The organism is Nocardia ninae NBRC 108245 (assembly GCF_007990755.1).
Taxonomy (GTDB): Bacteria; Actinomycetota; Actinomycetes; order Mycobacteriales; family Mycobacteriaceae; genus Nocardia; species Nocardia ninae.
In genome coordinates this window covers 23,245-35,882 of record NZ_BJXA01000085.1, presented here as the reverse complement: position 1 = coordinate 35,882, position 12,638 = coordinate 23,245, and the positions used below count along the sequence as shown (strand labels likewise).

The window sequence follows — 12,638 nt, the reverse complement described above, 5'->3', positions numbered from 1 at the left end:
CCGCGAACGGGGCACCCGACGCCGCACCGGCCAGCGCGCCCATGGCGGCCGTGCCGACGGTCTGCCCGGCGATCCGGTCGGACCTGCTGCGTTCCATGCCGACCGAGTCGAGGAAGGTGGCCAGGTTGGCCTCGGCGATGGCCGCGTTGTCATTGATCTGGATGGCCTGTTCCTGGTCGATCCAGTCCGGCGCGTCGACCTGGACGTCGCCGAAGCGGAACTTGCCGGGCGGCGGCGCGATCGGCGGCACCGGCGCCACCGGGACCGGTGCGTGCAGCACACCGACCGGTGCCAGGTACTTCTTGTCCGGCAGCGGCCGTGACCACTGCAGCGAGCTCTTGGTGTTGTCCGGGATGTCCAGGCCCTCGTACGGCATGGCGTTCGGCGGTTCCGCCGCAGGCCACTGCGCGGGCTGATCCGGCTGTGCCGTCACATTGGGTTGTGCAGGCTCGGCATTGGCGGTGCCGGTGCCGACCAGTGCGAGGACCAGCGGTACCGCACCAGCCGCGACCATCGAGCCCACCTTTTGCCGCTGCGGGTTGGGGGCTCTGTGCTTGCCTGTGCCCATAGGTAGATCGCCTTTCGTCAGGTCAGAAGAGATGTCACTTTCGACGTCCGACATTCGGATCTGCTGGGCACCTGGATGGGTTCATTTTCGGCCGACTCGTCCGCACTGCCATTGCCGACAAATAGCTACTTGTGGGTTGCGGATGCGCTTCGGAGCGGGGGTCCGGACACTCCGGACATGGACGGCGGGACACCGCCCGAAACAGACCGGAGGCGATCTTCGGTCTGTCGGACAGACCGAAGATCGCCTCCGGTGGAATCAGGCGGTGCGGCTCAGCTCACCCGGCCGTCGATGGCGGCCTTGGCCTTCTCCGCGAGCTTGCGGTTGTCCGCGGGCGGCGCCCCGAGCGCGGCCGCGAGCTCGTCGGCCTCTTCCTCGTCCGAGTTGACCTGCTCGAGCGCGAGCCGGGCGAACACCCACTGCTCGGTGGCCGCCATCTGCCCGCGGCTGCGGCCGAGGAAGGTGACGAACCACTGGATGACGGTGATGATCCGGCTGCGGTAGCCGATCAGGTAGTACAGGTGCAGTGCCAGCCAGGCCAGCCAGGCGATGAACCCGCTGAACTCCAGCTTGCCGACCTGGCACACGGCGTTGAACCGCGACACCGTCGCCATGCTGCCCTTGTTGAAGTACTTGAACGGCTTACGGTCTTGCGGCGCTTGACCGTTCAGCCCAGCCTTGATGGCCTTGGCCGCGTAGGTGGCGCCCTGGATCGCGCCCTGCGCCTGGCCCGGCACGCCCGGCACCGACATCAGGTCGCCGACCACGAAGACGTTCGGATGCCCCTTGATGGTCAGGTCCGGCTCGACCACGACGCGTCCGGCGCGGTCCACCTCGGTGCCGTCGGAGCGCTCGGCGAGCATCTTGCCCAGCGGGCTGGCCTGCACACCGGCCGACCACACCTTGCACGACGATTCGATGCGACGGATGGTGCCGTCGGCGTCCTTCACCGTGACACCCAACGCGTCGATATCGGTGACCATGGCGTTGAGCTGGATCTCGACGCCCATCTTCTCCAGCCGCCGCTTGGCCTTGTTGCCGAGCTTGGGTCCCATCGGGCCGAGCACCGCGCCCGCCCCCTCGAGCAGGACGACGCGGGCATCGCGCGGATCGATGTTGTGGAAGGTGCCTTCGAGGGTGCGGTCGGCGAGTTCGGCGATCTGCCCGGCCAATTCGACACCGGTGGGTCCGGCGCCGACCACCACGAAGGTGAGCAACCGGTCGCGCATCTCCTGGCTGGTGGCCAGCTCCGCACCCTCGAAGGAGCCGAGGATGCGGCCGCGTAGCTCGAGCGCGTCATCGATGGTCTTCATGCCGGGGGCGTAGGTGGCGAACTGGTTGTTGCCGAAGTACGACTGCTGCGCGCCGGTGGCCACGATCAGGCTGTCGAACGGGGTGACGGTGTTGGAGTTGAGCAGCCGCGAGGTGACCGTCTTCGCTTCGAGGTCGATGTCGATGACATCGCCGAGCAGCACCTGCGCGTTCTTCTGCTTGCGCAGCACCAGCCGGGTGGCGGGTGCGATCTCGCCGACCGAGAGGATGCCGGTGGCCACCTGGTAGAGCAGCGGCTGGAACAGGTGCGAGGTGGTTTTGGAGATCAACGTGACGTCGACGTCGGCCCGCTTGAGGTGTTTGGTGCCGAACAAGCCGCCGAAGCCGGAGCCGATCACCACCACCTGGTGACGACGGTTCTGGACAGACTGGGTGTTCATCGTCCTGCTCCTCGACAGACCTGGGGTGTGACCCCCGCGAACGGTTGCGGTCAGGTCCCAACCGTAGTCGGGTCTGTCTCGCCGGTCGCGCCGACATCCCGTTCCGGGCGAGTGGGCCTCGCGCATTCGCGCTCGTAAGCGCTCCTGGTTGCGCTGCGATGCCTCGCGCTTGCCGGGCAAGCATCGCGCGTGCTCGGTTGCGGCGAACCACCCGAACGAATGCGCAGAAGCGAATACGATAAATGTCTCTTTCAGGGAGGTTTGCCATGGTCGCCGGGGACCGTGCTGTCGGCCGAAAGCCCAGCCTGCGCGGGCGATCCGACGGCAAAGCAACATCGGAGAACGCCGCGCTGATCGACATACCGCGCGATCATCTGCTCGATCGGGCATTGCACCGGCTACCGGAACGGCGTCAGATCCTCGCGACACCGCCGGCGGGCAGCGAGATGACCGCGGTGCACGGCGACGCCGGGCTGCCGTACCTGGGCCGAGTGCTCCAGTACATGCGCTGGGGTCCGGCCGAGATGGTCGGCCGCTATCGCAAATATGGACCGGTCACGGTGAACACCTCGCTCGGCATCGATCGGGTGCTGGTCGCCGGGCCGGAGGCGCTCGACGAGGTGCTCGGCCGGCGGCGCCGCGACTTCGGCCAGGGCTGGGACTATTTCATCGGCCCGTTCTTCCGGCGCGGCCTGCTGCTCCTCGAGTTCGAGGAGCACAAATTCCACCGCCGGATCATGCAGCAGGCGTTCACCAGGGAGCGCCTGGAAGCGCATCTCGCGGCGCTCACGCCGGTGGTCCGCGCCGGCATCGACCGCTGGGTTCCGCAGGGCGGCAACGCCGAACGGACGGTGCAGCTGTATCCGACCATCAAGGAACTGACCCTCGACATCGCGGGGGAGACGTTCATGGGTGTCGATGTCGGCCCGCAGCGGCGTCAGCTCATCGACGCGTTCATCGACTGCACGCACGCGGGTCTGGCGATCGTCCGGCATCCGGTGCCGGGCGGCAAGTGGCGGTCCGGGCTGCGTGGCCGCAAGGTGCTGGAGGAGTACTTCACCGCGATGCTGCCGGAGAAGCGGCGCTCGGAGTCACCGGACTTCTTCTCCGGACTGTGTCACGCGCGCAGCGAGGACGGCGGCGTGTTCGGGGACGCGGATGTGGTGAACCACATGATCTTTCTGATCATGGCCGCGCACGACACCACCACGACAACGGCCACCGCGATCGCCTACTACCTGGGCAAACACCCGGAGTGGCAGGAGCGGGTGCGCGCCGAGGTGCTGGCCCTCGACGCCGAAATCGATGGTGCGGCACCGGCTATCGACCAGTTGGAGGGTCTGCGCGACCTGGATCTGGTGCTGAAGGAGAGCCTGCGGCTGATGCCGCCGGTGCCCGGTTTGTCGCGTCGTGCGGTGCGCGACACCGAGATCGCGGGCCACTACATTCCGGCGGGCACCCCGATCGACTTGGCCTATCAGGTCAATCACCTGCTGCCCGAACTGTGGACCCGGCCGGAGCTGTTCGATCCGGAGCGCTTCGGCGAGGCCCGCCGCGAGGACAAGTCGCATCGGCTGGCCTGGCTGCCGTTCGGTGCGGGCGCGCACAAGTGCATCGGCATGCATTTCGGCACGTTCGAGGTGAAGACGGTCATCGCCGCGCTGGTGCGTGCGTACGCGTGGCAGATACCCGAGTCTTACCGAATGCCGTGGGGGTTCAACGCGATTCCGGCCCCGAGGGACGGAGCGCCGATGGTGTTGCGTCGACGCTCCGCCTGAAACCGCGACGGGTGCGTGCGGGGCGTGCTCAGCGCCCCGCGAGCAGCATCTCGGCCACCTTGGTGTCGGTGTCGGCGCCCTCGGTGTAGCCGCCCTGGTCACCGAGTGAGGTCATGATGGCCAGCGTGTAGCGCTCGTTCGGACCGGCGAAGCCGACCGAATTCACCACCCAGCCACCCTGTTCGGCGGACCAGCCGTTCTTCAGGCCCGGCCGCATGTTCGCGCCCGCGCCCCACACGCCCCAGTGCTGGTTGCTGTCCACCGAGCGCATCCGGTCCAGCAGGTAGTTGCGGTCGTCGGGGTGCATGACGTTGAGGATGTGGTCCATCAGCCGGTCCAGGTCGGCGGCCGTGCACTTCTGGAACGACCAGTCCGGGAACAGCGCGGTGTTCGTCGGCTGCGGAACCAGGGTGTTCATGCCGTTGTTGCGGAAGGCATTGTTGAACGCCATCCGGTCCAGGCCGGCGTACTTGTTCCACAGCCGGTCGGCCGCGCCGTCGTTGGACGTGGCGAGCATCGACTCCATGGTCATGCGATCTTCCGGCGTCAGGTTGATCGCACCGACCCTGGCCCGGTTCAGCAAATCCTCGGCGATCGCCAGTTTGATCGTGGAGGCGGTCCAGACCGCGTTCTCCGCGTTGGCATTCGCGTAGACGCCGCCGGAGACCCGGTCGCGCACAACGTAACCGGTGACGCCGGGGCGGCCGGTCAGGTATTTGTCGACCGCGGCGATCCGACTGCTCATATCGCAGTCGAAACCGGCCAGGCACGCGCTGGTATGCGCGAGTGGCGCGGCGGCCGCGCTCGGCAGCACGCTGGGCGCGCTGGGAATGAGGATCGCCGCAGCGGCGAGGACACAGGCGGATGCGGCCACGCGGGGAACGGTTCGGGTGGCGGGCGAGGGTTGACGCACGAGGGATCACGATCGCACATCCGCGAGCTCGATGCACGTCTTGAGCTCGAATTCGGCGTGTGCTAAAGGTTGTGTACTTGCGTCCCAGCGGGTTTCGGCCACCACGAACCATTCAGCGGAACGCGGCCTGTAATTCCTCTACCGTGCGCCCGTTGAGGCGGTAGCAGTGCTCGAACGCCTCGGTGTGCTGATCACGCGGCCAGGAATGTAGGACGACGGTACGGCCGTAGCCTCGCGAGTTGACGAGCTCCCAGCGATCTCCTACGCGGCGGACTGTGAACCCGCCTCGCGGAACCAGGGGAATCACCATCGCAATCATGAACGCGAACCAGCCTTTCGGTGCAGCTCTCTCGTCCTCCCCGGTTCAGCACTGTTGCACATCGAGCGCGCGGATCCGAGCGGACACGGCGTAGGAATGTGTTCTTATGTGGCTCATTTCACTCCAGTCACACAGGTAACAGAAACGAGTCCGTTCGGACCTGCTTCGGGGTGGCACAGTGGTGTCGGAGCGGCTGGGCGTATAAACGTGCACGAAGCCCGAGGCGCCTCGCCACAACCGAGCAATCCGCCAAGCCGCGCACCGCGCAGCTCGTCCACCGAGCGCCGTCCGATACTCCACCTACCGAGAGGGCGCAGATGCCGCTGCACATCCACCGTGCCGAGCGCGCCGATGTTCTGGCGGATGGGCTGGCCGAACTGCTGGCCGCGCCGCTGCCCGACCCGTTCGCGGCGGAGGTGGTCGCGGTGCCCGCGAAGGGTGTGGAGCGGTGGTTGACGCAGCGGTTGTCCGGGGTGCTCGGCGTGTCCGGCGCGGCGGCGTTCGCCCCGTCGTTCGACTCCGCCTCGTCCGATGGTGTCGCCGCTAACATCCAGTTCCCTTCGCCGTCCGGCCTGGTCGCCACCGCGTCGGCGGCGGCGAGCGGGGTGCGCCCGGAGGACGATCCGTGGGCCGGTGAGCGCGTCGTGTGGACGTTGCTGCGGGTGATCGACGCCTCCCTCGGCGAGCCGTGGTGCGCGGTGCTCGCCCGGCATCTCGGCGCGCGGGACCCGGCCGGGCGCGACCACCGCATCGGGCGCCGCTACGCCACCGCCGCGCACTTGGCCGCGCTGTTCGACAGCTACGCGGCGCAGCGACCGCGGCTCATCACCGAATGGGCCGCCGGGTCCGATACCGACGGCGCGGGCAACCCGGTGCCCGACGATCTGCTGTGGCAGCCGGAGCTGTGGCGGCGGCTGCGCGCGGAGGTGGGTGCGCCGAGTCCGGCCGAGCGTCTCGAGGCGGCGTGCGCGCGGCTGCGCGCGGAGCCTGAACTTGTTCCAATTCCGGCGCGGTTTTCGTTGTTCGGCGCAACCAGGATGTCCACCGATCAACTTGCCGTGCTGTCGGCGTTGGCGGCGACGCGGGAGATTCATCTGTGGCTGCCGCACCCGAGTCCGGTGATGTGGACCGAGCTGGCCGGGAGTCCGGCCGCTGGTTCGCGCGCCGCCGATCTCAGCGGCAGCGTCGTCGGCCACCCGCTGTTGGCCGGGCTCGCCCGTGACGTGCGGGAACTCCAGCAGCGCCTGACCGCGACCTCCGACACCTACTATCCGATCGCGTCGGATGAGCTTGTGCCGGAAGGGGATACGCAGACGTTGCTCGGTGCGTTGCAGGCGGGTATCCGCGACGACCGCTGGCCGCCGGTGGGCGTGTGCGCCGGGGACGGCACGGTGCAGGTGCACGCCTGCCACGGACCCGCCCGCCAGGTCGAGGTGCTGCGGGAATGCCTGCTCGGGTTGTTCGCCGCGGACGAGACCCTGGAGCCCAGGGATGTGCTGGTCATGTGTCCCGAGGTGGAGGCGTACGCGCCGCTGGTGCGCGCGGCGTTCGGGCAGCGGCTGCCGGGATCGACCGAGCAGGCGCCGGATTCGGCGCACCCGGCGCACCGGCTGCGGGTCCGGCTCGCCGACCGGGGCCGCGGCATCACCAATCCGTTGCTCGCGGTGATCGGTGTGCTGCTGGAGCTGGCCGACGGCCGGGTCACCGTGACGCAGGTACTCGATCTGGCAGCGGCCGAAACGGTCCGGCGGCGTTGCGGTTTCGACGACGACGATATCGAGCGGTTGCGTGAGTGGGCCGCCGAGTCCGGCGCGCGCTGGGGGATCGGGCAGCGGCAGCGACAGGCGTTCGGGCTCGCCGACTTCGCGCAGAACACGTTGAACGCCGCGGTGGATCGCATCCTGCTCGGTGTCACCGCGGGTGAAACCTCCGAGGACTGGCTGGATCTCGCGTTGCCGCTGGACGACGTGGACAGCAACGACGTCGACTTGGCAGGCCGGTTCGCCGAATTCATCGACCGGCTCGCGGTCTGCCTGCGCGATCTGCGCGGCCCGCGCCCGGCCCACGACTGGGCTACGGTGCTCGGCCGCGCGCTGGATCTGCTGACGGACGTACCGGATTCCCAGGCTTGGGTCCGCACCGAGGCCCGCCAGGAGCTGGCCGCCGCCACCGAGCACGCGGGCGATGTGCCGCTGCGGCTGGCCGACGTCGCGGTGCTGCTGCACTCCCGGCTGGCGGCCGCGCCGACCCGCGCCAACTTCCGCACCGGCGAGCTGACCGTGTGCACCATGGTGCCGATGCGTTCGGTGCCGCATCGCGTGGTGGTGCTGCTGGGCTTGGACGACGACGTGTTCCCGCGCACCAGCGGCGTGGACGGCGACGACGTGCTCGCCCGCAATCCGCTACTGGGCGAACGCGATCCGCGCAGCGAGGACCGGCAGCTGCTGCTCGACGCGATGCTCGCGGCACAAGACAAGCTGCTGGTCTTCCATACCGGCGCCGACCCGGTGACCGGCGCCCACCGCCCGCCTGCCATCCCGGTGGCCGAGCTGCTCGACGTGCTGCGGGCGTATGTCGGTGCGGCGGGCATGGACGCGGTGGTGACCCGACATCCGTTGCAGGCCTTCGACCGCCGCAACTTCCGGTCCGATGCCCCGTTCAGTTTCGACACCGTCGCGCTCGCCGGTGCCCTGTCCGCCGGGGAGCCCGCACAGCCGCGCCCGGCGTTCCTGCCCGAGCCGCTGCCCGCGCCGGAACTCACGGATGTGGCACTGGCCGACCTGATCTCGTTCGTCGAGCACCCGATCCGCGCCTTCCTGTGGCAGCGGCTCGGTCTGCGCGTCCCCGAGCACGAGGAGGACATCGCCGACCGGCTGCCCATCGAACTGGACGGCCTGGCGAAATGGGAGCTGGGCGAACGACTCCTGGCCGCCCGCCTCACCGGTGCCGACCCGGCCGGACTCCGGGCCGCCGAGTGGCGGCGTGGTACGTTGCCGCCCTTCGGTTTCGGTGCCGCGGTCCTCGACGAGGTCGAGCACACCGTGGACAAACTGGTGCGTGCCTCGCAGGGCGACTACGAGGGTGCCCCGCGCGCCGTCGACATCGCGGTGGATCTCGGCAACGGTCGCAGGCTCACCGGCACCGTGCCGGAGGTGCGCGGCGAGACCCTGGTCCGCACCACCTTCTCCCGCCTCGCCCCGAAACACCGGATCGCCGCCTGGGTGTCGCTGCTGGCCCTCGCCGTCACCGAGGATCGCACCTGGCGCGCCGTCACCACCGGCCGCGGTCAATTCGGCCGTCCCGCATGGCGTTCGGAGATCACCGCGCCGGATATGCCTGCGGCCAGGGGCATCCTGCGCGAACTCGTCTCGCTGCGCGATGCCGGGCTCACCGAGCCGCTGCCGATCGCCCCCGGCGCCACCGCCGCCTACGCCGAACGCCGGTTCCGCGGCGCCAACACCGACGAAGCCATCGTCGCCGCCGAACGCGAATTCAACGGCGGCCCGAACGGACCCGGCCCCTTCGGTGACCACACCGACCGCCACCTGCGCTACGTCTGGGGTCCGGCGCCGCGCCTGGAACACCTGATGGAGATTCCCGCGCCACCCGGCGAACCCGGCGAGACCACCCGCTTCGGCGCGCTGGCCCGTCGTATGTGGGTGCCGTTGCTGAGCGCCGAGAGCCAGGGGCAACCGTGAACCTCGGCGGTATGGCGGTGTCCGTCACGCGTGTCGGTGGCACCGAGCGACCCGTCGGACCGGCAGAATGGCGGTTTCGGCGGGTCGAAAGGCGGGTGTTCGCGTGACCGTGCAAGACACCTCGTTCGTGGTGCCCGAGATGGACGCGCCCGACAGTTTCGAGCCGTACGGACCGCTGCCCACCGGGACGACCGTGCTGGAGGCCAGCGCGGGAACCGGTAAGACGCACGCGATCGTCGGGCTGGCGGTGCGGTACGTGGCCGAGGCCGGGATCGATGTCTCGCAGTTGCTGCTGGTGACGTTCAGCCGTGCGGCCACCCAGGAGTTGCGGGAACGTACGCGGGATCGGTTCGTGGTCGTCGCGGCGGGTCTGGCGGATCCCGAACTGGCGCGTGCGCACGCCGACGAGCTGATTCGGCATCTCGCGCAGGCGGACTCGGACGAGGTACGGCGTCGGCGGGCCCGATTGCTCGCCGCCCTCTCGGATTTCGACGCGGGCACCATCGCCACCACGCACAGCTTCTGCCAGCGGATGCTGGACGAGCTCGGGCTGGCCGGCGAGCACGATCCCGGTTCGCGGCTGGTCGAGAACGTCGACGAACTGGTCGGCACGGTCGCCGACGACCTCTATCTGAACCGCTACGCCCGCACCGAACCGCCGTTCTCGGTGAAGGAGGCGCACACGCTGGCGCTGGCCGCCGTGCGCGACCGGCACGCGGTGCTGATGCCGAAGGGCGACGGCGCGGCGGGGGAGCGGGTGGCCTTCGCGGCGGCGGTCCGCGCGGAAACCGAACGCCGGAAACGGCTGGCCGGGCTGCGCGACTTCGACGACCTGCTGGTGCTGTTGCACGATGTGCTCGCCGACACCGAGCACGGGCCGCGCGCATGCCGCCGTATTCGCGAGCGCTATCGGGTCGCGCTGGTCGATGAATTCCAGGACACCGATCCGCTGCAATGGGACATCTTGCGCCGCTCGTTCCATGGGCACACCACGCTGGTGCTGGTCGGTGATCCGAAGCAGGCCATCTACGCCTTCCGCGGTGCCGAGGTACTCAGCTATCTGGATGCGGTCGGGCACGCGGACACCCGCAAGGAGCTCACCACCAACTGGCGCAGTGACGCCGGGCTGCTGGCCGCGCTGGACCATCTGCAAGGTGGTGCGGCGTTGGGGCACAAGGAGATCACCGTGTATCCGGTGGCCGCCACTCGGCCGTGGTCGCGACTGTCGGGGCCGGAAGATTTGGTCACGCCGATGCGGATGCGGTGCTTGCCGCGCACTGGTGCGGGGCCGCTGAACAAGTCCGGGTTCCCGGCGGTGGGTCGGATGCGCGCGAAGGTCGCCGACGATCTGGCCGCCGATATTGTCCGGCTGCTCGAGTCGGGTACCTCGTTGGCCACTTCGGCACGGCACGCCGGTCAGGAGCCGGTGGTGGCGGGGCCGCATGCCGGGGTGGCTGCCACGTTGGGTGGGCCGATTGTCGATCCGTCGAGTCGGGAAGCCGACCATTCGACCGGCAGAACGGGTCCTTCGGGTGATGCCGGACAACCGGGTGCCGACGGTTCCCCTGGCGCTGTAGTGCGTCGGCCGATCAGCCCCGGCGATATCGCTGTGCTGGTGCGGACGCGTTCCCAAATCGACGTCGTGCGTGCGGCTTTGGACCGGGTCGGTGTCGCCTCCGTGCTCGCGGGCGGTACCAGTGTGTTCGCGACCAGCAGTGCCACCGACTGGCTGTGGCTGCTGCGCGCACTGGAGCAGCCGCATCGCGGTGACCGGGTGCGGCTGGCGGCGTGCACACCATTGATCGGTGTCACCGCCGCCGAGATCGATAGCGGCGGTGCAGATCTGGTCGGCCGGGTCAGCTCCCAGCTGCGCGATGCCGCCCGGCTGTTCGCCCGCGCCGGGTTCGCCGCGGTATTCGAAAAGATCTCCGCCGAAGCCGATTTGGCGCAGCGGCTGCTCGCCGTCGAGAACGGGGAGCGGCAGCTGACCGATCTGCGGCACATCGCGCAACTGCTCGATCAAGTGGCACTCACCGAGTCCCTCGGGCTGACCGCGTTGACCCGCTGGCTGGCTGATCGGGTGCGTGATCCCGCGTCGGGCACCGTCGCCGACCGCAGCCGCAGGCTCGACCGCGATGCCGCGGCCGTGCAGATCGCCACCGTGCACGCCAGCAAGGGGCTCGAATTCCCCATCGTGTACTTGCCGTTCGCCTGGGACAACGCGAAGAACCCGTATCCGGCGACGCTGCTGTTCCACGACGACAACGACATGCGCGTGCTCGACGTCGGCGGCCCGGACGCGTCGGGATACGCCGAACGCAAGCTGCGCAGCGAGACCGAGGAGGCCGGCGAGGAACTGCGCCTGCTCTACGTCGCGCTGACCCGGGCCATGTGCCAGGTCGTCGCGTGGTGGGCGCCCGCGATCACCACCGCGGCCTCGCCGCTGCATCGGATGATCCTTGGTCGCCCGGACGGCGGCGACACCGTACCGCCGCGGGCCGCCGTGCCCGCGGATGCCGTTGCGCCGAGCATGCTTTCGGCGTGGGCCGGGGGCGCGGCGCAAGCCATCTCGGTGACGGCCGTCGCCGGAACGGACGATGTCGCGATCCAGCGCGTGCGCACCGAACCGGTCACCGGCGATCTCGCCGCCGCCCGCTTCGACCGCAAGCTGGACCAACTGTGGCGGCGCACCTCCTACTCGGCGTTGACCGCCTCCGCGCACGGCCCGGTCACGCCCGAGCTGGAGATCGAACCCGAGGACACCCGTGGGCCGGCCGACGAGCCGAGCGCCCCGATGGTCGCCGAGGTCGAAGAGGTATTCGCAGGCGCGCCGTCGCTGATGAACTCGCTGCCCTACGGCGCCGAGTTCGGCACTCTGGTGCATGGCGTGCTCGAGTTGATCGACACGGACGCACCGGATCTGGCCGCCGAGGTGGACAAGCGTTGCCGCGCGGCGGTCGACGAACTCATGGCCGAAGCCGATCCGGAAGTGCTCAGCACCGCCCTACTTGCTGTGCTGCGCACGCCGCTCGGTATCGGCTCGCTCGCCGACATCTCCAGCCGAGATCGCTTGAACGAGTTGGAGTTCGAGCTGCCGCTGGCGGGTGGCGACGTGCCGCGCGCCGAATCGGCGACGCTGCGGCAGATCGCGGACTTGCTGCGCACCCACTTGCCCTCCGGCGACGACCTTTTCGTCTACGCCGACCACCTGGCGACCCTGGACGACATTCCGTTGCGCGGCTACCTGACCGGCAGTATCGACGCTGTGCTGCGGGTAACCGACGGCGCGGACACCAGATTCGTGATCGTCGACTACAAGACCAACCGCCTCGGCACCGGCGACCTCACCGTCGAGCACTACACGCGCGACCGGATGGCCGCTGAGATGATGCGCTCGCATTACCCGCTGCAGGCTCTGCTGTACGCGGTCGCGTTGCACCGCTACCTGCGCTGGCGGCTGCCCGGCTACGACCCCGCCCGGCACCTCGGGGGCGCCCGCTACCTGTTCGTCCGCGGCATGGTCGGCCCCGAAACCCCGAACGGTTACGGCGTTTTCGACTGGAATCCGCCCGCTGCTCTCATCATCGCGCTGTCGCGCCTGCTGGCCGGCGAGGTCACCCGATGACCGTCGCCTGCAGGCCCGCGCCCGC

General features: G+C 69.3%; 6 protein-coding genes. 3 read left to right on the top strand and 3 right to left on the bottom strand.

The genetic code is table 11. From position 1 onward, the window contains the following. A partial coding sequence (locus NN4_RS37650; protein WP_147141140.1) for a hypothetical protein occupies positions 1 to 514 on the bottom strand: 514 nt, incomplete at its 3' end. A gap of 326 nt (positions 515 to 840) precedes the next feature. Further along, positions 841 to 2,280, bottom strand: coding sequence for an NAD(P)/FAD-dependent oxidoreductase (locus tag NN4_RS37645; protein WP_147141139.1), 1,440 nt, complete (start codon positions 2,278 to 2,280; stop codon positions 841 to 843). 266 nt (positions 2,281 to 2,546) lie between these two features. On the opposite strand from NN4_RS37645, the gene NN4_RS37640 reads away from it, so the two are divergent. After that, complete coding sequence (locus NN4_RS37640; protein WP_147141137.1) at positions 2,547 to 4,058, top strand: cytochrome P450; 1,512 nt, start codon at positions 2,547 to 2,549, stop codon at positions 4,056 to 4,058. 28 nt (positions 4,059 to 4,086) lie between these two features. On the opposite strand, the gene NN4_RS37635 is transcribed toward NN4_RS37640, so the two are convergent. Further along, the gene (locus NN4_RS37635) at positions 4,087 to 4,932 is read right to left on the bottom strand and encodes a serine hydrolase (RefSeq protein ID WP_147141135.1); all 846 of its coding nucleotides are present in this window, start codon (positions 4,930 to 4,932) and stop codon (positions 4,087 to 4,089) included. Positions 4,933 to 5,607: 675 nt separating this feature from the next. Here NN4_RS37635 and recC point away from each other — a divergent pair. Both recC and NN4_RS37620 read left to right on the top strand, forming a co-directional pair. Beyond that, positions 5,608 to 8,988 carry an exodeoxyribonuclease V subunit gamma gene (gene recC / locus NN4_RS37625; RefSeq protein WP_147141133.1) on the top strand — a complete coding sequence of 1,127 codons (3,381 nt, stop codon included), beginning with the start codon at positions 5,608 to 5,610 and terminating at the stop codon, positions 8,986 to 8,988. Between the two features lie 139 nt (positions 8,989 to 9,127). Further along, complete coding sequence (locus NN4_RS37620; RefSeq protein ID WP_147141144.1) at positions 9,128 to 12,613, top strand: UvrD-helicase domain-containing protein; 3,486 nt, start codon at positions 9,128 to 9,130, stop codon at positions 12,611 to 12,613. The last annotated feature ends 25 nt before the right edge of the window (positions 12,614 to 12,638 follow it).